The following is a 24,085-nucleotide window of genomic DNA, read 5'->3' as shown; positions in this document are numbered from 1 at the left end:
CCGCAGTCGTGTCCGACGAGGTCAGGAAACCGCCAAATCGCCATAGGCCGATGTGACGATCAGGCGGTCCCGGATCGGGTTCCGGTAACCAGGGCACCAGCCGGTAGAGGACATTCGGCGGTGGGTGCGCCGGGTTCGTACCGCCGGTCGCGGCCCGGGACTCGGCACGCGGCCACCATGCAGGTCCCAGGGGTACGGCGGAGCCGGCCTGTTCGGTGGTGCGTACGGCTCCGGCGAAGCCGCAGCCGTCACCCGCGGGGGAGGATGACCATGGGTAAGGCGTTGGCCGACATGCTGCCCTACACGCTCGGCCTGATCGTCTCGCCGTTCCCGGTCGTGGCCGTCATCGCCCTGCTGATCAGCTCCAACGGTCGTGCCAAGGCGCTGTTGTTCGAAGCCACCTGGCTGATCATGAGCTGGGTCGTACTGGTCGTCCTCATCGCCCTGCTGGGCTCGGCCGGGGCCGCCGGACACGCCCGACCGGTCTGGACAGCGTGGCTCAGTCTGATCATCGGCGTACTCCTGCTGGCGATGACCATCGTCGGGATCCGCCGGGCCGCACGCCGCCGGGAAGGGACGGCCCCGCGAACACCCCCGTTGGCTCGCCGCCATGGACACCCTCACCCCGCCCAAGATCATCGCAGTGGCGGCCCTGCTCATCGTCGCCAACCCGGTCAATCTCGCCTCCCTGGCCGGGGGAGCCATCACCGCCGCCCACGAACCCCTCACCCTCGGCCGGCAGCTCATCCTTGCCGCCGTGTTCGTCGTCATCGGAAGCGTCGGGGTGCTCGCCCCCTACGCCGCTGCGCTCAGTGCCGACGGCGAACAACGACTTCACCGGATGCGCGGCTGGCTCCTGCTGCACAACGGCGCCCTCACCTTGCTGCTGCTCCTGGTCTTCGCCCTGCTGTTCCTGGCCAAAGGCCTTCGTGGCCTGCTCGGCTGAGCAGTCCTCACCACGTCCTGGCCCGCTAAGGCGGGCTCATGCCGGTCGGTAGCCAACGTCTTGCAGCTCGTCGTGGCTCGGCGTCGCCTATCAGGGGCGGCCGTTCAGCGGCGGTCGAAGGATCGCCGTCCGGACAGGTGATTCAGCGGAGCCGTCCGCCCCTGGCGGAGAGCCCGCTGCCGTGTCGGGTGGTCTCGGCGATCCGGCCGGGTGTGCCGTGCCGCTGCCTGCGGACGCCACGGTACGGTCGCCCGTTTGCCCCGCGGCACCGCGCGTGGTCGCCCTGGCGGCACGCGTCGCAGCTTGCAGTGAGACCCGGCGAGTGATCAGCGAGTCTCATGCCGAGGCGGCGAGGACGACCGTCCGGTAGTCGTCGAAGGCGCTGCCCTTGCGCTGGGCGGGTGGGATGTACTCCTGGACCTGGCGGGCGGTGTGCATGATCAATTGGGAGCGGTAGGCCGGGGCGAGGTTGGAGACGACCTCGGTGGCCTGGCGGAGCGCCTCGGTGTGGCCGCCTTCCCGGGCGATGGTGATGCTGCGGTGGAGGCGGAGGTTGGTGTCGTTGTGGTAGCCGGGGAGGCGCTTGAACGCTTCCTCGCGTGCCTTCTCGGCCGCCTTCGCCGAGCCGCCGAAGGAGTGCACCCAGCTCGCGACGAACCAGGTCGAGTCCGGGTGCCAGCCGAACTCGCGGCGGTCGCCGATCTTGTCGGCAAGGGTGAGCAGGTGCTTGAGGCTCTTCTGGGCCTCCTGGTCGCGGCCCGTCAGCGCGAGCGCCTGGACTTCGCCGGCGAGTGCCTGGAGGACACTGGTGGACGTCATGCCGCCCGCCAGGTGCTGGGCCTTACGCGAGAGCGAGATCACCGACTCGAGCGGGCGGTGGGCGTACAGGCCGAGTACGGCCTCCTTCCCGCGCACCCGTACCCGCATGTCGAGGTCGCCCGAGGCGTCGGCGGCGCGCCGGGCCGTCGCCCACCACCGGCGCGCCTGGCCGAACTCGCCAAGATCGGTGAGGATTCCGGCGTGCAGCCTCGACAGCCAGGCCATCGAACGCTGGAGATCGGCCCGGTGCTCGGGCCGGGCATGAGCGAGGCTCCACTGCAGGGCCGCGATGTCGCTGACCAGTTGCTCGCGGACCTGTGCCGGAGGATGGGTGTGGGCCGCGTACTGATGCTCGAGGCACGCCGCCTCCCAGTCCTCCACGGAGGACGACTCGGCGGTGCCGATGGCCTTCTCGATCAGTTGCCGTAACGCCTCGGCGTCGCTGAGCGCGGGACCGCTGATGAGCCCGAGGCCGGTGAGTCGGAACAGGAGTCGTCGCTGCATGTCGTCGTCCTGACCTTGGGGGATGACACTGTGGTTATTTCCGCTGTCGGCGGCGGCAATCAGTTCGTCGATGGGGCGTCGTCCCAGGCGCTGGACCAACGGCCACATGCCGGTCAGCTCGCCGTCCGCCTTCAGCGTGTGGTCGATCAGGCGGACCCGGTCGCCGTTCTCGGGCAGGTGCTCGCCGCGCTCGATGGCGCTGATCATGGAGCGGGAGTAGCCGGTGCGGGCGGCGAACTCGTTGAGGCCGAGCGGCCTGCCGATGCGTTCTTCGTAGCTGTCGCGTAGGTCGCGGATCCGGGCGCCGAAGTAGTGGGCCAGGGAGCGGTAGCGGTCGGGGTTCTTGCGGCGGCCGGGCACGAGATCACCTCCATATGTCAGGTGGGGAGCCAGTGGTGTTGCGACCTGGGTTCGGTGACTGTGCGGGTGCGAACGTATGCGCACCGTACATCAGGTGCGGGCTCGCGTGTTGACGTTTTCTCGACGATCCGGAGGTCAGGACTTGAAGGGGATCGACCCGGAGGGAACCCTGCGCCGCGTCCGGCGGTGGGACGCGGCCCGGCGATGGGCACTGCGGCGCTTCGCGATGGCGCCCTTCGCCCCGTCCCGGCGGCAACGCCCTGCGGACGGCATGACGGTCCTGGGGGCGACCAGACTCCGGGCGACCCCCGGAAACGTGGCCGAGGTACGCGCCTACCTCGGCAAGCTGCTCGCCGAGGGCCCGGTCGACGTGCCCACGGTCACCCTGCTCGCAAGCGAGCTCGCCACCAACAGCGTGCGCCACGCCACCGCGGGCGCGGACGACACGATCGCGCTCGCCGTACTCGTGGCCGGGGACGCGGTACGCGTCGAGGTGGCGGACGGCGGCGGCCCCACCACACCCTGCCTGCGGCCGCTGGACGACGAGTACGCCGAGGGAGGGCGTGGCCTGCACCTGGTGGACATGCTCGCCGACCGCTGGGGGTTCACCCGGGACCGCAACGGCACCACGACCTGGTTCGAGGTCACCACTTCGTGCGGTGACACGACCTGCCGGGAGGGATCGGGGGAATATGCCCCGCAGGGGCAGGGTTCAGGGCCTGCGTGAACACAGAGCGCACACGGCGGTCGCGATGACCGGCACAGGCGAGCCGGACGAGGCGCGTATCGGCGACGGGAAGCACACGGTACGGCACGGCCGCGGCGAGGCCGCAGCCGCCGCGCATCCCGCGGACCATGCGCCGGATGGCCGGAGCGGACGTGAGGCGCACGCCGGGCACGGGGCGCCCGCGACCCACAACGGCGTGACCTGGGGCATGGCCGTGTCGGCCACGCTGCACTGTCTCGCCGGCTGTGCCGTCGGCGAGGTGCTCGGCATGGTGATCGGGTCCGCGCTCGCCTGGCCGACCCTGCCCACCGCGGTGCTGGCGATCGCGCTGGCGTTCGTCTTCGGCTACTCGCTCACCATGCTCGGCCTGCGCCGCGCACGGCTGGGTTGGCGTCGTACCCTGCGGCTCGCGCTCGCCGCGGACACCCTCTCCATCGCCGTGATGGAGCTCGTGGACAACGGCGTGCTGCTGCTCATCCCCGGCGCGTTCGACGCCCACCTGACCAGCCCGCTGTTCTGGGGCGGGCTCGCGTTCTCCCTGCTCGTGGCGTTCCTGGTCACCACGCCGATCAACAAGTGGCTGATCGGCCGGGGCAGGGGGCACGCGGTCATCCACGGACACCACTGACCGCCCCGCGGCGCCGCCCGCCCGAGCGCCACCGTCCCGCCCTCGGGCGGGCAGGGCGGGTGCACGCACCAGCGGGTCGTCCTCGGCTTCTCGGTGATCACATCGCGGCCGGCGTCGAACGCGGCGACGATGTGCCCGTCGTGGGAGCGGCCGGCGCAGGTGACGAGCACGACGTCGGCCCGCTCGCGGTCGAGCATCGCGCGGAAGTCGGCGGGTGGCGCGCCCTGTTTCCCGCCGGTGGCCGGTGGACCGCACGCAACTCGGCGGCCGCAGGGCGCACCGGCCGTTCCGTCGGCGTCGTTTTCGGCTCGCGTACACCCCTGGAGTGCAGTAGATTGCACTCCAAGTTCAATCTGGAGAAGGGGGCGTCGTGACCCACGTGGTGCCGGAGACCGGACAGGACGTCGAGAGGTGGCTCGCCGAGGCGTACATCGACCCGGCCGTGAGCGAGCTGCGGCCGGACTACGCCGCGCTGCTCATCGTCGTCGAGGGCCTGCGTCCCGGGCCGTCCGACGCGGAGAGCGACGCGCTGCTCGCCGCCGCGGAGGAGAAGGCCCGCACGCTGCTCGACGGGCGTGCCCCGCACGAGCTCGAGCATCTCAGCCAGTGGCGGGACGCCTTCCGCGCGTTCGGCGCCAAGCCGCAGCGCACCCGGCCCAGCGCCGAGGCCCTGCTGCGCCGCGTCGAGGCGGGCCTGCCCCGCATCGACCGCATCACCGACGCCTACAACGCGGTCTCCGTCGCCCACGCGCTGCCCATCGGCGGCGAGGACCTCGACACGTACGTGGGGCCGGCGCGGCTGGTCCGCGCGAGCGGCGACGAGCCGTTCGACACCCAGCAGAACGGCGAGCCGGTCGTGGAGAACCCGGACCCGGGCGAGGTCGTCTGGCGCGACGACAAGGGCGTCACCTGCCGCCGCTGGAACTGGCGCCAGTGCGTGCGCACCCGCATCACCCACGCCACCACCCGCGGCCTGTTCATCCTCGACGGCCTCGGCGCCCTCGGCGTCGACGGCCTGCAGGCGGCGGCCGACGAGCTCATCGCCAACCTCACCCGGCTCAGCCCCGGCGCCACCGCCGTCACCCGCCTGCTGACCGCCGCCCGGTCGAGCTGACCCGCCGTCGGGCCGGGGTATGCCCCGGCCCGACAAGGCCGTCCGTGCCTCCTGTCTTCCGGGCAGGCGATGGGCGGCCCCCGGAGCACAGGCCGGGTGCGATGGACTCGCCCGGCCCGCGCCCGCGAGCGGCCTCCGGCTAGTGCCCCCGCCGCCGCTGGAGGCGCTTCCTGCGGGCCACCTCGCGGCGGTGCTCCCGTTTCGCCTGTTCCTCTTCCTTGCGGCGGGTGGCGGCCTCCTTCTTGCGGGCCTCCAGGGCGAGCCGCATCGCCTCCTGGGAGGCGGTGGTGCGGACGCCGATCCTGCGGGCGGCCCGGGCGGCGAGCTTCGCGGCGCGCTTCGGGTTCGGCCTCTTCACCTGCCGTGTGCCGGCCGGGACGGGCGGGGCCGCCTCGGCCTGCTCCAGCAGCGCGATGCCCTCGCGCAGGAGAAGCGCGTACAGCTCGGCGTCGGTCGGCTCCGAGCCCAGCACGGCACGGGTGACCCGCACCTCGCCGTCGGAGACGATCTCAAGGACGCCCACCCAGAACTGCGCGTCGAAGAAGACGGACAACGTGACCAAGGTGTCCTCCTGAAGGCATGCCGAAATCGGCACACCGGACACCCTGGGAGGGCGGATACGGGATCACCATCCGGTGATGGCCCATCACCGTCCGGTGATCGTCCCGGGCTACCAACCGGGACCGCGTTTTCGTGTGCTTCCCCCATTATGCGGGATGGGGCGATGTCGTGATCTCCGGCCGCGGTGTGATCCGGGCACCGGAGGCGCCGGGCCGTACCGCGGTGATCAGGCCGGCATGTCGCCCGCAGCGGTGATCGCGCCGAGCCGCCGGTCGAAGTCCGCCATCGTCGGCAGGAACCAGGCCTGGTCACCGCGGTTGCACTCGCGCACCAGGTCGCGCAGGGCCGTACTGGCGGCGAGGTGGGCGGAGATGTCGCCGACGACGGCGAGGCCGATGCGGTAGTTGACGAGCTTCTGCAGGAACTCCCCGGCGATGCCGGTGCGCAGGCGGAAGAAATCGGCGTCGAGACGCTGCGCGGGCAGCACCACCCACTCGGCCTGGTGGTACCAGGCGTCCCCGATCACGTCGAGGATCGCGGGGCCGGTGGCGAGGGGCGGGCCGTCGGCGGGGTAGACGAGGACACGCCTGCCGTGGACGTGCCGGATCAGGTCAGACATGGGGATGGGTTCCTTCCACTTGGCGCAGGAAGTCGAGGATCGGCAGGGACCGGCCGATGATCGCGTGGCCGGTGCCGGGCAGCAGGTCGATCCTCGCGTGCGGTACGGCGTGCAGCAGGCGGCGGCGGGTGCCGTGCGAGTCGAGCATGCGGTCGCGCTCGCCCATGACGGCAAGCACCTGCGTCGCACTCCGGATGGCCGGTGAGATCGTTCGAAGGCGTGCTCTCGGCGGGCATCGGCAACGTCGTGACAGGTGATGGCGACGGAGGCGATGCCGTAGCCGCCTTTTCCGTGCCGAAGACACTGTCCAACCACCGGCTGACCACGTTATCGGTGACGGTGCCGACCACCGCGAGGGCGGCCGTGCTCACGCCTGCTCCCGGCCATGCCCACAACTTCTTCCGCGACAATCCTTCCCGTCGTCCTGGTTTTCCGTTCGCCGTCCATCGGCGTTCTCCGGCCCGGCCACCGTCGTCCCCCTCGCCTTCCCCAATGCGGTAGGTCCCTTTCTATTCCGAGATTTCCTCTTTTCGGGTTCGTGTGGGACACGAACACGATCGGGAACGGCCCGCATGGAGGTGTCCAGGACGACATCACGGACCCGAAGGTCGGGTCCGGCGCGGCATCATGGAACGCGGCTCCACCGTCCTGCCCTGACGGGCGTCCGGGGATGTCGGGTGTCCGGCGGCGTGGCCGTGGGGGAGGGGCACGATGGTGGGGTGGATGTCGAGGCGTTTCTAGAGGCGGCCGAGGGCCTGATCGCCGTGCCGTCGACGGCCGATCGGCCGCGGGAGCTGGAGCGGGCGCTGGAGTTCGTGCTCGACTTCGTCGGGCCGGGGTTCACGGTGGAGCGGTTCGAGTCCGGTGGCAAGCCGAGCGCGCTGGTGTATCCGCCGGTGGCGGGCGGGCGGCCGGAGTTCCGGGTGATCCTCAACGGGCACGTCGACGTGGTGCCGGCGCCGCCGGAGCAGTTCCGGCCGCGCCGGGCGGGCGGGCGGCTGTACGGCAGGGGCGCGCAGGACATGAAGGTGTCCGCGCTCGTGCTCGCCCAGGTGTTCCGGGAGCTCGCGCACGGCCTGCCGTACCCGATCGCGTTGCAGGTGGTGACCGACGAGGAGGTGGGCGGGCGGGACGGGACCGCCCATCAGCTGCGGCAGGGGGTGCGCGGCGGGTTCGTCGTCATCGGGGAGTACAGCGGGCTGCGCGTGGTGCACGAGTCGAAGGGCATCGTGGTGGCCCGGATGCTCGCGCTCGGCCGCGGGGCGCACAGCGCCTACCAGTGGAACGGCGATAACGCGCTGGTGAAGGTGATGCGCAGTGTGGATCGGCTGCTCGCCGCCTATCCGATTCCGGACGGGGAGCAGTGGCGGACCACGGTCAACGTGGCCCGGATCGACACGCCCAACCAGGCGTTCAACCAGGTTCCGGCGGAGGCCGAGGCGTGGCTCGACATCCGGTTCCCGCCGGAGGATCCCGATTTCACCGGGCGGAGCGCCGAGGAGATCGCCGCCCACCTGGAGGGCTTCTGCGAGCCGGGGGTCAGCGTGACGATCGACAACGCCGACCCGCCGCACCGCGCCGATCCCGGCCGGGCCGAGCTGCTCGCGCTGCAGCGGGCCGCCCGGGAGCAGGGCTACTCGGGTGACCTGCTGCGCAAGCACGGCGCGGCGGACGCCCGGTTCTATTACCAGCACGGCATCGACGCGGTGATCTTCGGCATCGGCGGCGACGGGCTGCACGGGCCGGACGAGTACGCCGACATCGCCACGATCGCGCCGTACCACCGGGCCCTCACCCGCTTCCTGCGGGACCTCGCCGCCATCTGACGAGGGCGGGCACGGGCCGGACGGCATCCGGTGTCAGGACAACAGGGAATGCCGACCCTATATATAAGGAATGCCGTCGCGGTCGTCGGGGAGCCCGGCGGCGGCAGGCCGTGTGGCCACCGGCGCCGGCGGCGGACGGCCCGGCCCGGCGGTCGCGGCGGGCCGGTGTGGTGCCGCCCGGGCCGCCACGACCGGGTGGGCCGGGGCCGCGTCAGGCGCCGCCGGTCACGATCACCTCGCCGGTGATCGCGGTGTTCGCCGCGGAGGCGAGGAACACGACGGTGGCGGCGACCTCGGCCGCGGTGGCGAGGCGGCCGAGCGCGGAGAGCGCCGCGAAGTGGTCACCCTCCGCCTCGGTGACGTGCACGTTGGTCTCGGTGCGGGTGAGGCCGAGCATGACCACGTTGGAGAGGATGTCGCCGTCGCGGCCGAGGCTGGAGGCGGCCGAGCGGCTGAACCCGTGCAGCGCGGCCTTGGCCGCCCCGTAGTACTCGGCGCCGGCCATGCCGTCCCTGGCGAGGGTGGACGACAGGTGGATGAGGCGGCCCCAGCGCCGCTCCCGCATGACGGGGGCGACCAGGCGGCTGAGCCGTACCGCGCCCTCGACGTTGGCGCGCAGCATGTCCTGCCAGGCCGCGTCCGGCACGGCCTCGAACGAGGCGGCCGGGTCGGGCGGGAGCCAGCGCACGGCGTTGTTGACGAGCACGTCGATGCGGCCGGTCCAGCCGAGCACGGCATCGACGAGGGCCCGTGCCGAGTCCGGATCCTCCATCCGGTACGGCACGGCGAGGGCGCGCTCGCCGATCTCCTTGGCGAGGAGCTCGGCGGTCTCGGGCGAGCGGTGGTAGGTGAGGGCGACGTGCGCGCCCTCGGCGGCGAACGCGCGCGCCAGCTCGCGGCCGATGCCGCCGGAGGCCCCGGTGACGATGACCGTGCGGCCGTTCAGTCCCAGATCCATCAGGTCTCCTTCGGGTACGGCGGGCGGTGCCGCCCGCACCGCCAAACCTGCCGGTCCGGGACGCCGGCGGGGAGGCCGGGCGGAGACTGGCCCTGACAGGGCCACCCTGGGAGCGCGCCGGCGGCCCCGCGGAACGGGCGCCGCTTTCTACACTCGAGGGGTGAGCGGCAACGAGCTGGGCGCCTTCCTCCGCGCCTGCCGCGAATCCGTCACGCCGGCCGAGGTCGGGCTACCCGCGGGCCCGCGCCGGCGCACCCCGGGTCTGCGGCGCGCCGAGCTGGCCACGCTGGCGGGGATCAGCGTGGAGTACCTGACGCGGCTGGAACAGGGCCGCGACCGTCACCCGTCCCCGCAGGTGCTGAGCGCGCTCGCGGACGCGATGCGGCTCTCCTACGAGCAGCGCGTGCAGCTGCGGCGGCTGAGCAAGGAAACCTCGGGCGTGGCGCACTGCCTCGTGCAGGCCGAGCCGCCGGTGCGGACCGTGCGGCCGACCGTCCGGGCGCTGCTCGAGCGGTTCGAGCCCGGGCCCGCCGTGGTGGTGAACCGGGTCGGCGAGCTGCTCGCGCACACCTCCGGGTTCGCCCGCCTCGCCGGGCCGGTCGGGCTGCTCGACGGCGATCCGCCGAGCCTGCCGCGCTACCTGTTCGGCGATCCGCGGGCGCGCGCCGTCTACCCGGAGTGGGAGCGCGTCGCCGCCGAGCAGCTCGCCGAGGTCAGGTTCGAGGCGCCGCGGGACGACCCGTACCTCGCCGATCTGGTGGCCGAGCTCGAGGCCGTCGCCGGCCCGGGCTTCGCCGACCGGCTGCGCCGCCCGCCGCGGCCGCCCGCGGGCACGGGCGTGCTGCGGATGCGGCACCCCGGCGCGGGCGAGCTGCGGCTGGCGTACGAGACGCTGCGGCTGCCCGACCGGGACGGCCAGCGGATCGTGGCGTACCTGCCCGCCGACCCCGCCACGAAGGCCGCGCTCGCCCGGCTCACCCGGCGCGCCGCGGCCGAGCGGGCGGCCGCCGGCGCGCTCCGCGTGGTCCGCAGCTGACGGGGTACGGCCTGCGCCGTGGCGCGCGGCCGGTCACGCGGCACGGCGGGACTGCCGAGGGCGGCCGGGAACGGTCCATGGGGGCGCGGCAGGACGGTCATGACCGCACCCTAGTCCTCGACCGGTGTGGCAGGGATCACGTTTTCCACCAGGCGGGAGACCGGTCCGCGGTGTGAACCTTTGCGGCGCTTCCAGGTGTCTATGTACCTGTTTGGGGCATTTGTCTGGCAAGCTGGGGCACGGCGTCCGGGGCCCTCGCCGACGGGTCCCGGGAACGTCAAAGATCGCACGTGATCGCTACTGTGGGTTGACGTACCCGCACTTCATGGCCTTTTCTTTGACATGCCCAAAATCGTGAGCAAGGTTCGCTTCGGACTTGCATGCCTGGGTGCGGAGGCTGAATGAGCGTTCTTGGTACCCGTGTGGTACGCATAGAGGATCCACGGCTACTCACCACCGGCGCCACGTACGTGGACGATCTACGCATCCCGCAGCTCGCGGGCGCGGCGTTCGTGACGTACGTGCGCAGCCCGCTGGCCCACGCGAGGATCACCGGCATCGACGTCTCCGCCGCTGCCGAGGCGCCCGGCGTGGTCGCCGTGTTCACGGCGAACGATCTTGACGACGTGCCGCCGCCCCCGGCGGACAACCCCCTTGCCGAGCCGCTGCTCGCCAAGGACGTGGTGCGCTACGTGGGCGAGCCGGTGGCGATGGTGATCACCGAGACCCGGGCGCAGGGCGAGGACGCCGTCGAGCTCGTAGCGGTCGACTACGAGCCGCTCGACGCCGTGGTCGACGTCGAGGAGGCGGCCAAGGACGAGGTCCTGCTGTTCCCCGAGGCCGGCACGAACATCGTCGCCCCGAACGGCCCGGAGGAGTTCGACGACGCGCCGTTCGCCGAGTGCGAGGTCGTGATCGAGCGCACCTTCCGCAACCAGCGCGTCGCCCCCGTGCCGATGGAGGTCCGGTCCGCGGCCGCCGCCTGGGACGGCGAGCGGGTCACGGTCTGGTCGAGCAACCAGAACGCGCAGACCACCCGCATGATCATCGCGGGCGGCCTCGGCGTGGAGCCGGACAAGGTCCGCGTGATCACCCCGGACGTCGGCGGCGGCTTCGGGGCCAAGATCGGTGTTGACCGTGACACCGTGCTGGTGGCGTGGGCGGCCCGCAGGCTCGGCCGTGCGGTCCGGTGGACCGAGACCCGCAGCGAGAGCCTGATCGCGATGCAGCACGGCCGCGCCCAGGTGCACAAGGTCAAGCTCGGCGGCAACCGGGACGGCAAGATCCTCGCCTACCGGATGGACTTCATGCAGGACGCCGGCGCCTACCCGCGCGTCGGCCCGCTGCTGGCGAACTTCACCACCCTGATGGTGCCCGCCGTCTACGAGATCCCGACGGTGCAGATCCGGTCGAAGGTGGTGCTCACCAACACCACGCCCGTCGGCGCCTACCGTGGCGCGGGCCGCCCCGAGGCGACCGCGACGATCGAGCGGCTCGTCGACATCTTCGCCGACGAGATCGGCATGGACCCGGCCGAGGTGCGCCGCCGCAACCTCATCCCGGCCGACAAGTTCCCGTACACCACCGCCACCGGCCTGGTGTACGACTCGGGCGAGTACGTCAAGGCGCTCGACCGGGTGCTCGAGGCCGCGGGGTATGAGGAGCTGCGCGCCGAGCAGGAGCGCCGCCGCGCCGCCGGGGACACCAAGCTGCTCGGCATCGGCCTCTCCAGCTACGTCGAGGTCACCGCGCTCGACTTCCCGAACGGCGAGACCGGCCGCGTGGTGATCCACCGCGACGGCAGCGCCACCGTGTACACCGGCAGCCACACCCAGGGCCAGGGTCACGCCACCTCCTGGGCGATGATCGTCCAGGACCAGCTCGGCATCCCCATGGACAAGGTCACCGTGATCCACGGGGACACCGACGCGATCCCGGTCGGCACCGGCACCTACGCCTCCCGCTCGCTGCAGGTCGGCGGCATCGCCGTGCACGAGTGCGCCGTCAAGATCAAGGAGCAGGCGCGCGAGCTCGCCGCCCGGGAGCTGGAGGCCGACCCGGCCGACCTGGTGCTCGACACCGACAGCGGCGCCTGGCACGTGCAGGGCGTGCCCGGCACCAAGCTCGACTGGGCGCGCCTGGCCGAGCTCGCCGGTGAGGACGGCCTCACCGCGGACGTCCACTTCAAGCCGAGCCGGCCCACGTTCCCGTTCGGCGCGCACCTGGCGGTGGTCGAGGTCGACACCGAGACCGGCCTGGTACGGCTGGTGCGGCACATCAGCCTCGACGACGCCGGGCCGCTGATCAACCCGATCCTCGCCGAGGGCCAGCGGCACGGCGGCATCGCCCAGGGCGTCGCCCAGGCGCTCTACGAGGAGATGGCCTACGACGCCGAGGGCAACCCGGTGACCGCGAGCCTCGCCGACTACTCCATGATCTCCGCGGCCGAGCTGCCGAGCTTCGAGCTGCTCACCATGGAGACCCCCACCGACGTCAACCCGCTCGGCGTCAAGGGCATCGGCGAGGCGGGCACCATCGGCGCCACCCCTGCCGTGCAGAACGCCGTGGTCGACGCCCTGTCCCACCTCGGCGTCCGGCACATCGAGATGCCGGCCACCCCGGAGCGGGTCTGGAAGGCCATCAACGAAGCGCGCGGTAGCGAAAAGAGGGCTGCACAGTGAAGGTGACGATCACGGTCAACGGCAAGGAGACCTCCGCCGAGGTGGAGGACCGGACGCTCCTCGTGCACTACCTGCGCGACGTCCTCAACCTCACGGCGACCAACGTCGGCTGCGACACCACCACCTGCGGTGCGTGCACCGTGCTGCTCGACGGCGAGTCGGTGAAGTCCTGCACCGTGCTGGCCGCCCAGGCGGACGGCCGCGAGGTCACCACGGTCGAGGGCCTCGCCGGCGAGGACGGCACGATGCACCCGGTGCAGAAGGCCTTCCACGAGCAGCACGGCCTGCAGTGCGGCTTCTGCACCCCCGGCATGGTGATGGCGACGGTCTCCCTGCTCAAGGAGAACCCGCGCCCCACCGAGGAGCAGGTCCGCGCCGGCCTCGAGGGCAACCTGTGCCGGTGCACCGGCTACCACAACATCGTCAAGGCGGTGCTCGCCGCCGCCGAGGAGACCGCGTGAGCCGGGCCCGCCGGACCGCCGCCCCGGCGGCGGCCCCCGGCGGCCCGACCCCGTCACCGTCCCATCCGCATCCGACAGCCGGAGAGGCGCAATCGTGATCCCCGCAACCTTCACCTATCGGCGGGCCGAGTCGGTGGACGAGGCCATCGAACTCGCCGGACAGTACGGCGACGACGCGAAGTTCCTGGCCGGCGGGCACTCCCTGCTGCCGCTGATGAAGCTGCGCCTGGCCCAGCCCGAGGTGCTGGTGGACATCGGCCGGCTGCGCGACCTGTCGTACATCCGCGACGAGGGCGACCACGTCGCCATCGGCGCGCTCACCCGCCACCACGACCTGGCCACCTCCGAGCTGCTCGCCGAGCAGCTCCCGCTGCTGCGGTACGCGGCCGGCACGATCGGCGACCCGCAGGTACGGCACCGCGGCACCATCGGCGGCTCACTCGCCCACTCCGACCCGGCCGCCGACCTGCCCGCCGCCGTGCTCGTGCTCGAGGCGACGCTGGTGGCGCGCGGCCCGTCCGGCACCCGGGAGATCCCGGCGACCGAGTTCTTCGTCGACCGGTTCGAGTCCGCGCTCGAGCCCGGCGAGCTGCTCACCGAGATCCGGGTGCCCAAGCCGGCCTCGCGCGGCTGGTCGTTCCAGAAGTTCACCAAGCGCGCCATCGACTGGGCGATCGTCGGCGTGGCCGTGCAGGGCGACAAGGTCGGCCTGGTGAACATGCACGAGAAGCCGGTCCGGGCCACCGCCGTGGAGGAGGCGCTCGCGTCCGGGGCCTCGATCCAGGAGGCCGCCGAGCGCGCCGCCGACGGGCTCAGCCCGAACTCCGACGTGCACGCCAGCGCCGAGTACCGGGCCCAGCTCGCCCGCGTGCTCGTCCGCCGCGGCCTGGAGGAGGCCGCCTCCCGGGCCTGACACGTCCTCCGGGGCAGGTCCCAGGCACGGCCCGCCGCCCGCGCCCGCCGCGGGACGGCGGGCCGTGTCCTTGCGGCGACGGTCGGAAGTGCTCCCAAAATCACGCCCGTGACGTCCCGGCCCGGGCCTGACCTGGGAGGACAATTGGGGCATGACACATGCTGTGTACGTCGCCGCAGGAGAGGCCGGGAGCAACAAGGGCGTGGTCGCCCTCGGGATGGTGGAGGCGCTGTCGCGCAAGGTCGGCAAGGTCGGGGTGTTCCGCCCCGTGGTGCGCTCCGGGCGGCCGGACGGCCTCATCACCACCGTGCTCGCCAGGTTCGGCATCGACCTGCCGTACGAGATGTGCGCCGGCGTCACCTACGACGACGTGCACGCCGACACCGACCGGGCGCTCGGCGAGATCGTCGACCGGTACCGCAGGCTCGCCGCCCGCTGCGACGCGGTCGTGGTGATCGGCACCGACTACACCGACGTCGGCGCCCCGACCGAGTTCGAGTTCAACGCCCGGCTCGCCGCCGACCTCGGCACCCCGGTGCTCAACGTGGTGCGCGGGCTCGGCCGTACCGCCACCGAGATCTCCGCGGCGGTCGAGCTCACCTCCAAGGAGCTCGCCCAGCACCACGCCAAGGAGCTCGCGGTCATCGTCACCCGCACCACCGGCAGGGTCTCCGTCGCCCACGCCACGCCGGTGTTCGTGCTGCCGGAGTCGACGACGCTGCGCGCGCCGAGCGTCGCCGACCTCGCCGCCGCCTGCGACGGGCGGCTGCTGTTCGGCGAGGAGGAGGGGCTCGGCCGGGAGGCGAACGGGCTCATCGTGGGCGCGGCCTCGCTGCCCACGATCCTCGAGCGGTACACCGACGGCGCGGCTGTGATCATCCCGTCGGACCGGGCCGCGGCGCTCGTGCCCGGCCTGGTGGCCGCGCACACCGCGCCGACCTTCCCCAACCTGTCGGCGATCATCATGACCGGCGGGCGGCACATGCCGCCCCCGGTGGAGCGGCTGCTGCGCGGCATGACGATCCCGGTCCCGGTGATCCTCACCGACCGGGACACCTTCGACACCGCGACCCGGCTGTCCGCGGTCGAGGGCCGGTTCAGCCCGGAGGCCGAGGGCAAGGTGGACGCGGCACTGCGGCTGTTCAGCGAGCACGTCGACGCCGAGCAGCTGCTGCAGCGGCTCGCCATCACCCGGGCCGTCGCGGTCACCCCGCTCATGTTCGAGTACGACCTGCTCGACCGGGCCCGGGCCCGCCGCCGGCACATCGTGCTGCCCGAGGGCGAGGAGCCGCGCATCCTGCGCGCCGCCGACGTGCTGATCCGCCGCGACGTGGTCGACCTCACCCTGCTCGGCGACGAGGGGCGCATCCGGGCCAAGGCCGCCCAGCTCGGCCTGTCCGCGGTGGAGGGGGCCCGGGTGATCAGCCCGTTCGACCCCGAGCTGCGCGAGCGGTTCGCCCAGGAGTACGCGCGGCTGCGCGCGCACAAGGGCGTCACCCTGGAGAGCGCCCGCGACACCGTGACCGACGTGTCGTACTTCGGCACGCTCATGGTGCAGACCGGGCTCGCCGACGGCATGGTCTCCGGCGCCGCCCACACCACCGCGCACACCATCCGGCCCGCGTTCGAGATCCTCCGCCTCGGGCTGGTGTCGAGCGTGTTCTTCATGTGCCTCGCCGACCGGGTGCTCGTGTACGGCGACTGCGCGGTGGTGCCCGACCCCACGGCCGAGCAGCTCGCCGAGATCGCGATCTCCTCGGCGGACACCGCCCGGCGGTTCGGCATCGAGCCGCGGATCGCGATACTGTCGTACTCGACCGGGGACTCCGGCCGCGGCGCGGACGTGGACAAGGTGCGCACCGCCACCGAGCTCGTCCAGGAGCGCCGCCCGGACCTTCCGGTGGCCGGGCCGATCCAGTACGACGCGGCGATCGACCCGTCGGTGGCGAGGACCAAGCTGCCGGACAGCGAGGTCGCGGGCCGCGCCACCGTGTTCATCGTGCCCGACCTCAACACCGGCAACATCCTCTACAAGGGCGTGCAGCGCAGCGCCAACGCGGTCGCGGTCGGCCCGGTGCTGCAGGGGCTGCGCAAGCCGGTCAACGACCTGTCCCGCGGCGCCACGGTCAAGGACATCGTCACCACCGTCGCGGTCACCGCCGCCCAGGTCATGGACGACCCGGTGGAGATCGAGCGCGCCGCCGCCGCGGCGGGCGGCACCGCCTGACCCGGCCGTACCGGCGCGCCCGCGCCACCGCGGGACCTTCGGCCCTACCCGGTGCCCGCGTTCGACCCTGGTGAGGGGGTGTGGACCGGCGCAGGATCGGTAGGAGCCTACGGGGGGTGGCAATGATGTTCGCGGATCGTGTGGACGCCGGACGGCGGCTCGCCGAGCGGGTGCGGGCGGAGGTGGACGCCCGGAACGCCGTCGTGGTCGGGCTGCCGCGCGGGGGCGTTCCGGTGGCCTACGAGGTCGCGCAGGCGCTCGGCGCGCCGCTCGACGTGATCGTGGTGCGCAAGCTCGGCGTGCCGTACCACCGGGAGCTGGGCTACGGCGCGGTCGGCGAGGACGGGGTGCGGGTGCTCAACCCCGACATCGTGCGGCTCGCCGCGCTCGACCCCGGCCAGATGGCCGAGGTGGAACGGCGGGCGCGCGCCGAGGTGGAGGGCCGGGCGAACCGGCTGCGCGGCGGGCGTCCCGCCACGCCGTTCGAGGGCCGCACGGTGATCGTCGTCGACGACGGGGTGGCCACCGGCGGCACGGCGCGCGCCGCCTGCCAGGTCGCCCGGGCCCGCGGCGCCGAGCGCGTGGTGCTCGCGGTCCCGGTGGGCTCGCCCGACGTCATCGCCGAGCTGAGCCGGGTCGCCGACCAGGTCGTCTGCGTGGAGACGCCGCGGGACCTGTTCGCCATCGGCGCCTGGTACGAGGACTTCTCGCCGACCTCCGACGAGGAGGTCACCGAGCTGCTGCGGGGCACCCCGGCGGGCGCCGGGGGCCGCGGGCGGCGGCCCTGACGAGGGCACCGACGGGGCGGGCGCGGCCCTGGCGGGACGGGAAGACGGGGGATCCGGTTTGGGAGAAACGGGGATTTCGGCATGGTGACCACGAGGCTGACGGGTGACGGGAGCCGGAGCCTGGCGGCGGGCATCGACAGGCTGCGCAGCGCGGCGGAGGCCGTGGAGCACGGCGGCTGGCAGGGGCTGACGGAGCTCGACGAGAGCGTCGACTTCCTGCTCTACCGGGTCATCCCGCAGCTTCAGGCGCGCGAGGCGATCCTGCACCCGGTGCTGGAGCGGGCGTTGGGCGCCCCGCAGGCGATCGCCGCGCTGCGCCGCGAGCACGAGGAGATCGCGCGGCTCACCCGCGAGCTGGTCGCGGTCCGCGACGGCCTCCTCGCCGCGCCCACCCGGCAGGAGCGCCGCACCCTCCAGCGGGCCCTGTACGGCCTGCACGCGCTGGTCCGGCTGCACTTCGCCAAGGAGGAGGAGATCTACCTGCCGCTGCTCGCCTCGGCGGTGGGCGAGGAGGAGGCCGCCCGCCTCGCCGAGCGGATCGCCGAGGAGGCCGACCGGCTCGCCGAGCGCTGAGGCGCCCGGGTAACGGCGGTCACGGCCCCTTCGGGCGCCGCACCCGGCCGGGTTCGCCGTGTCACCCGGCGCGGCGCGCCCGCTCCGGGTAGGTTGGCATGCCATGGGAGAACGGCCATCGCGGCAGCGCGACCTGCCCCTCCGCAGAGTGCTCCCCGTCACGCTCGCCGTGGCGCTCGCCGCCGGTGCCGGGGCGTGCGGCGGCACCGGAAACGCCGCGGACGCGTCCGCGGCCGAGCGGCCCGCCGCCTCCGCCGCGCCCACCGCCTCGTCGGGCCGGGGAGAGGCCCGCGCCACGGCGGACGCGGCGGCGAACGCGGACCTGCCCCGGCCGGACGAGCCGATTCCCCGCTCGGCCGCCGGCATCGCCCGGGCGCTGCGCCGTACCGACACCGAGCTGCGCAAGGCGATCGACGCGTGGCTGCGCGACGGGAACCCGGCGAAGGGGAGGCCGCCCGAGCCGGTCGTGCTGCACGCCCTCTACCAGCAGCGCATCTACCGGCACCTGGCGCGCAACCCCCGGCTCGCGGAGAACGTGCGCAGGCGGCTGCCGTCCCGGCTCGCCGCCTCCGCCCAGGCCAACGTCACCGCGACGGCCGACCTGTTCGCGCTCAGCCGGCCGGTGAGCGGGCCGATCCGGTTCAGGGTGGGCGAACCCGAGCCCGCCGACGTGCTGCTGCGGCACTTCCGCCGCGCCGAGCGCAGGTTCGGCGTGGACTGGGAGGTGCTCGCCGCGATCATGCTCGTGGAGACCAGGTTCGGCCGCATCCGCTCGCCCAGCAGCACCGGCGCCCAGGGCCCGATGCAGTTCATGCCGCGCACCTGGGCCGCGTACGGCATGGGCGGCAACGTGCACGACGCCCGTGACGCGATCATGGGGGCGGCGAACTACCTGCGCGCCACGGGAGCGCCCCGCGACTACGACAGGGCCCTGTGGTGGTACAACCACTCGCGGCGGTACGTGAACGCGGTCAAGCTGCACGCCCGCGAGATGAAGCGTGACCGCCGGGCGTACTACGCCTACTACAACTGGCAGGTGTTCGTGCGCACCACCAAGGGCGACCGCCGCCTCTCCGGGCCGGGGCTCTGACTCCCTCCTCGGCAGCCTCAGGAGTCCCGGCGGTGGTCCGCCCCGCGCGTTGCATCCGGTTATTGCGGGGAAAAGGCGGAAAGGGGGCATTCGCCTCGCCTGCCGGAGGCGTACGGAGGGAACGCGATGGACACCATAGAGCTGCTCGGCAAGGCCCAGGACGCCGTGACCGTGAACCGGGTCTTCGGCGAGCCGATCACCCGGGACGGGATCACCGTGATCCCCGCCGCACGGCTCACCGGCGGGGGCGGTGGCGGCACCGGCCGTCAGGAGGGCGAGCAGCCGGGTGAGGGGACCGGCGGCGGCTTCGGCATCGGTGCCGCGCCCGCGGGCATGTACGTGATCAAGGACGGCGAGGTCCGCTGGCGGCCCGCGGTCGACATCAACCGCATCATCCTCGGCGGCCAGATCGTCGCCGTCGTCGCGCTGCTCACCGTGCGCGCCGTGGTCCGCATGCTCGCCCGGTCCAAGGCGTTCCGCCGCCGGTGAGCACGCCCGTGCGCAGGGACAGGCGGATCCGCTGGGCCGAGCTGTCGCGCGCCGAGCGCGGCGCGCTGCTCGGCCTCATCGCGGTCGAGTGCGCGCTCACCTCGGCCGCCGTGGTCGACCTCGCCTTCCGCAAGGGCCGCGACGTGCGCGGCGGCCGGGCCCTGTGGTGGCTGCTGATCTTCGTCCAGCCGGTGGGCCCGATCGCGTACCTGCTGCTCGGCCGCCGCCGGCCCGAGCCCGGGCCCGAGCCGGTCAGGCGGCGGCGAGGACGACGCTGAAGTCCCCGGACGGGTCGAGGAACCAGCGCCGCACGGTGAAGCCCGCGGCGGCGAGCTCGCGGCTCAGCCCGGCCGGGCGGAACTTCGCGCTGATCTCCGTGCGCATCTCCTCGCCCGCGGCGAACGCCACCACCATGCCGAGGGCGGGGATGCGCACCCGCATGTCCCGGCGGGCCCGCAGCCGCATCTCGATCCACTCGTTCGCCGCGTCGTAGGCGGCGACGTGGTCGAACGCGCCGGGGTCGAAGTCCGCGCCGAGCTCCCGGTTGATCACGTGCAGCACGTTGCGGTTGAACGCCGCGGTCACCCCGGCCGCGTCGGCGTACGCGGCGACGAGCCGCTCGGTGTCCTTGACCAGGTCGGCGCCGAGCAGCAGGGTGTCGCCCGGGTCGAGCACGGCGCGCAGGTCCTTGAAGAACACCTCGCGCGCGTCCGGGGCGAGGTTTCCGATCGTGCCGCCGAGGAACGCCACCAGGCGGCGGCCCTCCCGGGGCAGCAGCGCGAGGTGCCGCTCGAAGTCCGCGCACACCGCCCGTACGGCGAGGCCGGGGTAGCGGGCCGCGAGCCGCCCGGCCGCCCGGCGCAGCGTGACCGCGTCCACGTCCACCGGCAGGTAGGCGCGCAGCCCGGCGGCGACCAGCGCGTCGAGCAGCAGCACGGTCTTCTCGCTCGTGCCGGAGCCCAGCTCGACGAGGGTGTCGGCGCGGGCGAGCGCGGCGATGTCGGCGGCGTGCTCGCGCAGGATCGCGGTCTCCCGCCGGGCCGGGTAGTACTCCGGCAGCCGGGTGATCCGGGCGAACAGCTCGCTGCCCGCGGCGTCGTAGAACCACTTGGGCGGCAGATGCTTGGGCGTGCCGGCCAGGCCCTCGCGCACGTCGCGCTCGAGCGCCTGCCGCAGGTGGCCGCGGTCGAGATGGTCGATCAGCTGCACGGTCGGCTCGGTGACGGGCACTGGTCCTCCTCGGCCGATGGGACGGTCGGGGTCAGAGCGGCTCGACGCGCAGTGCGCCGGGCCGGGCCGTGACGAGGCTGTGGTCCGGTACGGCCCGCCAGCCGGGCCGGTCGTCGAGCGGTTCGCTCGCCACGAGCACGCCCTCGCCATCCCCCAGATGCACGAAGAGCGTGTCTCCCCAGGCGCTGGCGGCGAGCGACTCGCCGTCGCAGGCGAGCAGGTTGAGCCGGGCCTCGGGGTCCTTCCCGGCGGCGAGCGTGACCACCTCGGCCACGCCCTCGGCGAGCGACGCCCCGGCGGCGGCGCGGGCGAACACGGCGGCGGCGAGCCACGCCGAGTCGCACGGGCTCTCGGCGTCGTCGGCGAGCGGGCGCACCGCCTGCCGGGCGACCCGGCCGTTGTGGCTGAGCAGCCACCGGCCACGGGCGAACGGCGCGGTCGCGGACTCCTCCACCGGCATGCCCTCGGTCGCCGAGCGCACCGCGGCGAGCAGGCAGTGCGACCGCGCGGTCCGGGCCAGGCCGGGCAGGTTCGCGTCCGCCCAGATCGGCACCGCGCGCCGGTAGCGGACCGGCTCGCCGAGCTCCGGGTCGTACCAGGCGACGCCGAACCCGTCGGCGTTCACCGTGGCGTGCCGCTGCATCCGCGGCGCGTACGCCTGCCGCAGCAGGCCGTACTCCGGCTCGTGGACGAGCGAGGCGAGGCTGCGCGGCGGCCCGAGCCAGGCGGCGTGCCGGCACATCTACGCCCACCCCCCACCGGCCGCCTCCTCCGGGGTGGCGGTGCGGGCGCAGCGGAACCCGGCGAAGATCTGCCGCCGGATCGGGAAGTCCCAGTTGCGGAACGTGGTGCGCACCGCCGCCGGGTCGGTCGCCCAGGAGCCGCCGCGCAGCACCCGGAACCGGTGGCCGAAGAACACCTCGCTGTACTCGCGGTACGGGAAGGCGCGGAAGTGCGGGTAGGGCAGGAACCACGAGCCGGTCCACTCCCACACGTCGCCGATCATCTGCTCGGCCCCGTACGGGCTCGCCCCGGCAGGGTAGGCCCCGACGGGCGCGGGCCGGGCGATCCGGTGCCCGAGGTTCGCGTGGCCGGGGCCGGGCTCCTCGTCGCCCCACGGGTAGCGCCGGGACCGGCCCGCCGCCGGGTCCCAGCCGCACGCCTTCTCCCACTCGGCCTCGGTGGGCAGCCGCCTGCCCGCCCAGCGGGCGTACGCGTCGGCCTCGAACCAGCTCACGTGCTGCACCGGCTCGTCCGGCGGCACCGGCTCGATCCGCCCGAACCGCAGGCGCCACCAGGCGTCGCCGTCGCGCTCCCAGAACAGCGGGGCGGTCACCTCGGTGCGGCACCGCCACTCCCACCCCTCCGGCGTCCACCAGCGCGGGTCGTCGTACCCGCCGTCGGCGATGAACGCGGCGTACTCGGCGTTGCTCACCGGGAACCGGTCGATCCAGTACGCGGGCAGGTCGACGAGGTGCGCGGCCCGCTCGTTGTCGTAGGCCCACGGCAGCGTGTCGGTGCCCATCCGGAACGGCCCGGCGGGCACGAACACCTCGCGCGGCCCTCCGGTACGGCCCGGCGGCGGCTCGCCGTCGCGCACCAGCCCGGGCCGCCCGGAGAGCTGGAGCGTGGCGAGCATGGTCTCGTCGTGCTGGTGCTCGTGCTGGATGACGAGGCCGAACACGAACCCGTCCCGGTGCAGCGGGTGCGGCGCGTCCAGGTCGATCGCGTCGAGCACGTCGAGCACCCGCCCGCGCACGCCGGAGATGTACCGGCGGGCCTCGTCGGGGCACAGCAGCGGCAGCGACGGCCGGTTCCGCCGCGGCGTCTTGAACGCGTCGTACATGTCGTCGATCTCGGGCCGCAGCGGGGCGATCCCGCCCGCCGCGCGCAGCACCCACAGCTCCTCGTAGTTGCCGACGTGCGCCAGGTCCCACACGAGCGGCGACATGATCGGCGAGTGCTGGCGCATCAGCGTCTCGTCGTCGGCGTCGGTGTAGGCGAGCGAGCGCTCCCGCACCGCGACGAGCTCGGCGGCGATGCGGTCCTTGCGGTCGGTCATCGGTTGCCTCCGGATCGGGAGCCCGTGGCCCCGGCGGGCCGGCGGGTGAGCGGCGCGGGCAGCGGGCCGGTGGCGAGCAGGCCGGCGGCGGGGGAGCGGCCCGCCGCGACGTGGCGGTCGGCGAACGCGGCGACCCGGGCGACCAGGCCGGCGGGCGCGCCCAGCCGCGGCAGCGCGCCCAGCGCCGCCCGGAAGCAGGCGTCCGCGGCGCGCCGCAGCGCGGGGTCGGCGAGCCCGCACCGGGCCGCGATCCGCCACGGGTCGCCCGGCCCGCCGTACGGCCCGGCCGCGGCGAGCCCGGCGTCCGCCACCGCCGCCATCGCCGCGGCCCCGGCCCGGTCGTCGACGACGAGCGCGTACGGCACGGCCACGGCGACCGGCCAGTCCTCCGGCCCCTGCGCGTCGAGGTAGCGGATCTCCAGCCAGCCGCGCGGCCGTACCGGCGGGAACAGGGTGGTCGCGTGGTAGGCGAGATCCGCGGCGGTGGGTGGCGGCCCGGGGGCGGCGAGCCGGTCGCGGAAGGTGGTGCCGTCGCGCACCGGGCTCAGCCGCCCGTCCGCGTCCCGGGCCACCATGAGGCGGGCGTCGAGCAGGTAGCGGGCCCAGTCGCGGGCCGGTGCACCGGTGCCGTCCGCCGTCCCGGGCACGGGGGCGGTGCGGGTGCGGTCGAGGCGCGCCCACACCCGCTGCCGGGCGGACATCCAGCCGCACGGCCGGCCGAGCCGCAGCGGCGAGTTCGCGAACGCCGCGGCGAGCACCGGGCCGAGCGCGTGCGCCCGCGCCCACCGGGCCTCGGGTCGCGGCCCGAGGTCGACGTTGACCTGGACCGAGGCGGTCGAGCACATCATCAGCCGGCCGGCGGCCGAGCCGGGGGAGCAGGCGGCGAAGTACGCGGCCATCGCCTCGTAGCGGGGCAGCCGCAGCTGCCGCAGCGGCGGCCGCACCGGGTCGATCCCCACCCCGGCGAGCACGAGGCCCCGCCGTTCGAGCGCCTCGGCGGCCGCGGCCACGTCCGCGCCCATGCAGGCGATCGCGTCCGGCAGCGCGGCGGGCGGGGACGACAGCTCGAGCTGGCCGCCGGGCTCGAAGCTCACCCGGCTGCCGCCGGGCAGCCGGTCGGCGAGCGCCGCGCGGATCCGCGCGATCGGCACGTGGCGCCGCAGGTCCGCGCGGTCGAACACGAGGAACTCCAGCTCGATGCCGACCCGGTCGCCGCCCGCGGGCGACAGGCAGGCCCGCGCGAACTCCGCCACGTCGGCGGCGTCGCGGACCACCCCGGCATCGGTCACCGGCTGCGTCATCGGCGTCATCGGCGCCCCTTTCCGCCCGCATCGGTCTCGCGGATCGGTCTCGCGGATACAGACCGGTGACTCGCCGTGCCGTTACGGTGGGGCGCGGAGATCTCCCGAACCCGGACCGAGGGCTGGGGCAGGCGGGAGGAAGCGGGGGACGAGCCCGGCCAGGCCGGCGAAG

Annotated in this window: 24 protein-coding genes and 2 pseudogenes; 16 read left to right on the top strand and 10 right to left on the bottom strand. The window is 73.8% G+C overall.

Annotated elements, in window-relative coordinates; genetic code table 11:
• Positions 1–177: 177 nt before the first annotated feature.
• Both FHX40_RS26260 and FHX40_RS11785 read left to right on the top strand, forming a co-directional pair.
• Positions 178–528: pseudogene (locus tag FHX40_RS26260) on the top strand (hypothetical protein); the annotation flags it as partial.
• An 82-nt stretch (positions 529–610) separates the two neighbouring features.
• A complete protein-coding gene (locus tag FHX40_RS11785; RefSeq protein WP_142259645.1) occupies positions 611–946 on the top strand; it encodes a GAP family protein in 336 nt (111 codons plus the stop codon).
• Positions 947–1,282: 336 nt separating this feature from the next.
• Here the strand turns inward: FHX40_RS11785 and FHX40_RS11780 are convergent, their stop codons facing one another.
• A complete protein-coding gene (locus FHX40_RS11780; RefSeq protein ID WP_142259644.1) occupies positions 1,283–2,629 on the bottom strand; it encodes a helix-turn-helix domain-containing protein in 1,347 nt (448 codons plus the stop codon).
• Between the two features lie 76 nt (positions 2,630–2,705).
• Between FHX40_RS11780 and FHX40_RS25070 the strand changes: the two genes are divergently transcribed.
• The gene (locus FHX40_RS25070; protein WP_142259643.1) at positions 2,706–3,356 is read left to right on the top strand and encodes an ATP-binding protein; all 651 of its coding nucleotides are present in this window, start codon (positions 2,706–2,708) and stop codon (positions 3,354–3,356) included.
• A 25-nt stretch (positions 3,357–3,381) separates the two neighbouring features.
• Complete coding sequence (locus tag FHX40_RS11770; RefSeq protein ID WP_142259642.1) at positions 3,382–3,984, top strand: DUF4396 domain-containing protein; 603 nt, start codon at positions 3,382–3,384, stop codon at positions 3,982–3,984.
• A gap of 83 nt (positions 3,985–4,067) precedes the next feature.
• Here FHX40_RS11770 and FHX40_RS26055 read toward each other — a convergent pair.
• Positions 4,068–4,325: pseudogene (locus tag FHX40_RS26055) on the bottom strand (Gfo/Idh/MocA family oxidoreductase); the annotation flags it as partial.
• A 29-nt stretch (positions 4,326–4,354) separates the two neighbouring features.
• Here FHX40_RS26055 and FHX40_RS11760 point away from each other — a divergent pair.
• A complete protein-coding gene (locus FHX40_RS11760) occupies positions 4,355–5,098 on the top strand; it encodes a B3/B4 domain-containing protein (RefSeq protein WP_229788224.1) in 744 nt (247 codons plus the stop codon).
• Positions 5,099–5,237: 139 nt separating this feature from the next.
• Here the strand turns inward: FHX40_RS11760 and FHX40_RS11755 are convergent, their stop codons facing one another.
• The 3 genes from FHX40_RS11755 to FHX40_RS25065 form a co-directional block, all read right to left on the bottom strand.
• Entirely contained in the window at positions 5,238–5,660 is a 423-nt protein-coding gene (locus FHX40_RS11755) for a YjdF family protein (RefSeq protein WP_170198805.1), read from the bottom strand.
• Between the two features lie 225 nt (positions 5,661–5,885).
• Positions 5,886–6,278 (bottom strand): DUF4180 domain-containing protein, encoded by a 393-nt coding sequence (locus FHX40_RS11750; RefSeq protein ID WP_142259640.1) that lies wholly within the window; start codon positions 6,276–6,278, stop codon positions 5,886–5,888.
• A complete protein-coding gene (locus FHX40_RS25065; protein ID WP_170198804.1) occupies positions 6,271–6,444 on the bottom strand; it encodes a hypothetical protein in 174 nt (57 codons plus the stop codon). The genes FHX40_RS11750 and FHX40_RS25065 overlap by 8 nt, the downstream gene beginning before the upstream one ends.
• Before the next feature lie 553 nt (positions 6,445–6,997).
• On the opposite strand from FHX40_RS25065, the gene FHX40_RS11745 reads away from it, so the two are divergent.
• Positions 6,998–8,104 carry a M20 family metallopeptidase gene (locus tag FHX40_RS11745; protein WP_229788220.1) on the top strand — a complete coding sequence of 369 codons (1,107 nt, stop codon included), beginning with the start codon at positions 6,998–7,000 and terminating at the stop codon, positions 8,102–8,104.
• Positions 8,105–8,315: 211 nt separating this feature from the next.
• On the opposite strand, the gene FHX40_RS11740 is transcribed toward FHX40_RS11745, so the two are convergent.
• Entirely contained in the window at positions 8,316–9,062 is a 747-nt protein-coding gene (locus FHX40_RS11740) for an SDR family NAD(P)-dependent oxidoreductase (RefSeq protein WP_142259638.1), read from the bottom strand.
• A 160-nt stretch (positions 9,063–9,222) separates the two neighbouring features.
• Between FHX40_RS11740 and FHX40_RS11735 the strand changes: the two genes are divergently transcribed.
• The 10 genes from FHX40_RS11735 to FHX40_RS11690 all read left to right on the top strand — a co-directional run bounded on the left by FHX40_RS11735 (position 9,223) and on the right by FHX40_RS11690 (position 19,598).
• The gene (locus tag FHX40_RS11735) at positions 9,223–10,098 is read left to right on the top strand and encodes a helix-turn-helix domain-containing protein (protein WP_142259637.1); all 876 of its coding nucleotides are present in this window, start codon (positions 9,223–9,225) and stop codon (positions 10,096–10,098) included.
• 401 nt (positions 10,099–10,499) lie between these two features.
• The gene (locus FHX40_RS11730) at positions 10,500–12,779 is read left to right on the top strand and encodes a xanthine dehydrogenase family protein molybdopterin-binding subunit (protein WP_142259636.1); all 2,280 of its coding nucleotides are present in this window, start codon (positions 10,500–10,502) and stop codon (positions 12,777–12,779) included.
• Positions 12,776–13,240: a (2Fe-2S)-binding protein gene (locus FHX40_RS11725; protein ID WP_142259635.1), complete on the top strand. Its 465-nt coding sequence runs from the start codon at positions 12,776–12,778 to the stop codon at positions 13,238–13,240. The genes FHX40_RS11730 and FHX40_RS11725 overlap by 4 nt, the downstream gene beginning before the upstream one ends.
• 94 nt (positions 13,241–13,334) lie before the next feature.
• Positions 13,335–14,153 carry an FAD binding domain-containing protein gene (locus FHX40_RS11720; protein ID WP_142259634.1) on the top strand — a complete coding sequence of 273 codons (819 nt, stop codon included), beginning with the start codon at positions 13,335–13,337 and terminating at the stop codon, positions 14,151–14,153.
• Between the two features lie 151 nt (positions 14,154–14,304).
• Positions 14,305–16,380, top strand: coding sequence for a phosphate acetyltransferase (pta, locus tag FHX40_RS11715; protein ID WP_142259633.1), 2,076 nt, complete (start codon positions 14,305–14,307; stop codon positions 16,378–16,380).
• A 125-nt stretch (positions 16,381–16,505) separates the two neighbouring features.
• On the top strand, positions 16,506–17,168 hold the full coding sequence (locus FHX40_RS11710) for a phosphoribosyltransferase (RefSeq protein ID WP_211350239.1): 663 nt from the start codon (positions 16,506–16,508) through the stop codon (positions 17,166–17,168).
• 81 nt (positions 17,169–17,249) lie between these two features.
• Positions 17,250–17,741: a hemerythrin domain-containing protein gene (locus FHX40_RS11705; protein ID WP_142259632.1), complete on the top strand. Its 492-nt coding sequence runs from the start codon at positions 17,250–17,252 to the stop codon at positions 17,739–17,741.
• A 103-nt stretch (positions 17,742–17,844) separates the two neighbouring features.
• Complete coding sequence (locus tag FHX40_RS11700; protein WP_142259631.1) at positions 17,845–18,831, top strand: lytic transglycosylase domain-containing protein; 987 nt, start codon at positions 17,845–17,847, stop codon at positions 18,829–18,831.
• A gap of 126 nt (positions 18,832–18,957) precedes the next feature.
• Positions 18,958–19,320 (top strand): spore germination protein GerW family protein, encoded by a 363-nt coding sequence (locus tag FHX40_RS11695; protein WP_142259630.1) that lies wholly within the window; start codon positions 18,958–18,960, stop codon positions 19,318–19,320.
• Complete coding sequence (locus FHX40_RS11690) at positions 19,317–19,598, top strand: PLD nuclease N-terminal domain-containing protein (RefSeq protein WP_229788219.1); 282 nt, start codon at positions 19,317–19,319, stop codon at positions 19,596–19,598. Before FHX40_RS11695 ends, FHX40_RS11690 begins: the two co-directional genes overlap by 4 nt.
• Here FHX40_RS11690 and egtD read toward each other — a convergent pair.
• Genes egtD through egtA form a run of 4 tightly spaced genes read right to left on the bottom strand, consistent with a single transcriptional unit; the run spans position 19,573 to position 23,922 of the window.
• Positions 19,573–20,550: an L-histidine N(alpha)-methyltransferase gene (gene egtD, locus FHX40_RS11685; protein ID WP_229788218.1), complete on the bottom strand. Its 978-nt coding sequence runs from the start codon at positions 20,548–20,550 to the stop codon at positions 19,573–19,575. The two genes, FHX40_RS11690 and egtD, sit on opposite strands and share 26 nt — an antisense overlap.
• A gap of 31 nt (positions 20,551–20,581) precedes the next feature.
• Complete coding sequence (gene egtC / locus FHX40_RS11680; protein ID WP_142259628.1) at positions 20,582–21,292, bottom strand: ergothioneine biosynthesis protein EgtC; 711 nt, start codon at positions 21,290–21,292, stop codon at positions 20,582–20,584.
• Positions 21,293–22,612 (bottom strand): ergothioneine biosynthesis protein EgtB, encoded by a 1,320-nt coding sequence (gene egtB / locus FHX40_RS11675; protein WP_142259627.1) that lies wholly within the window; start codon positions 22,610–22,612, stop codon positions 21,293–21,295. It abuts the gene before it with no gap.
• On the bottom strand, positions 22,609–23,922 hold the full coding sequence (gene egtA / locus FHX40_RS11670; RefSeq protein ID WP_229788214.1) for an ergothioneine biosynthesis glutamate--cysteine ligase EgtA: 1,314 nt from the start codon (positions 23,920–23,922) through the stop codon (positions 22,609–22,611). The genes egtB and egtA overlap by 4 nt, the downstream gene beginning before the upstream one ends.
• Positions 23,923–24,085: the final 163 nt, after the last annotated feature.

The sequence above is a fragment of the Thermopolyspora flexuosa genome (assembly GCF_006716785.1).
Taxonomy (GTDB): domain Bacteria; phylum Actinomycetota; class Actinomycetes; order Streptosporangiales; family Streptosporangiaceae; genus Thermopolyspora; species Thermopolyspora flexuosa.
Note: the sequence above shows the minus strand (reverse complement) of the source record. Positions and strands in the feature narration are given on the sequence as shown.

Coding starts and splice junctions, on each gene's coding strand:
- egtC (WP_142259628.1), bottom strand. CDS start 21,292: ATGTGCCGGCACGCCGCCTGGCTCGGGCCGCCGCGCAGCCTCGCCTCG.
- FHX40_RS11710 (WP_211350239.1), top strand. CDS start 16,506: ATGTTCGCGGATCGTGTGGACGCCGGACGGCGGCTCGCCGAGCGGGTG.
- FHX40_RS11740 (WP_142259638.1), bottom strand. CDS start 9,062: ATGGATCTGGGACTGAACGGCCGCACGGTCATCGTCACCGGGGCCTCC.
- FHX40_RS11695 (WP_142259630.1), top strand. CDS start 18,958: ATGGACACCATAGAGCTGCTCGGCAAGGCCCAGGACGCCGTGACCGTG.
- FHX40_RS25070 (WP_142259643.1), top strand. CDS start 2,706: ATGCGCACCGTACATCAGGTGCGGGCTCGCGTGTTGACGTTTTCTCGA.
- FHX40_RS11730 (WP_142259636.1), top strand. CDS start 10,500: ATGAGCGTTCTTGGTACCCGTGTGGTACGCATAGAGGATCCACGGCTA.
- FHX40_RS11750 (WP_142259640.1), bottom strand. CDS start 6,278: ATGTCTGACCTGATCCGGCACGTCCACGGCAGGCGTGTCCTCGTCTAC.
- FHX40_RS25065 (WP_170198804.1), bottom strand. CDS start 6,444: ATGGGCGAGCGCGACCGCATGCTCGACTCGCACGGCACCCGCCGCCGC.
- FHX40_RS11705 (WP_142259632.1), top strand. CDS start 17,250: ATGGTGACCACGAGGCTGACGGGTGACGGGAGCCGGAGCCTGGCGGCG.
- egtB (WP_142259627.1), bottom strand. CDS start 22,612: ATGACCGACCGCAAGGACCGCATCGCCGCCGAGCTCGTCGCGGTGCGG.
- FHX40_RS11770 (WP_142259642.1), top strand. CDS start 3,382: ATGACCGGCACAGGCGAGCCGGACGAGGCGCGTATCGGCGACGGGAAG.
- FHX40_RS11700 (WP_142259631.1), top strand. CDS start 17,845: ATGGGAGAACGGCCATCGCGGCAGCGCGACCTGCCCCTCCGCAGAGTG.
- FHX40_RS11785 (WP_142259645.1), top strand. CDS start 611: ATGGACACCCTCACCCCGCCCAAGATCATCGCAGTGGCGGCCCTGCTC.
- egtA (WP_229788214.1), bottom strand. CDS start 23,922: ATGACGCCGATGACGCAGCCGGTGACCGATGCCGGGGTGGTCCGCGAC.
- pta (WP_142259633.1), top strand. CDS start 14,305: ATGACACATGCTGTGTACGTCGCCGCAGGAGAGGCCGGGAGCAACAAG.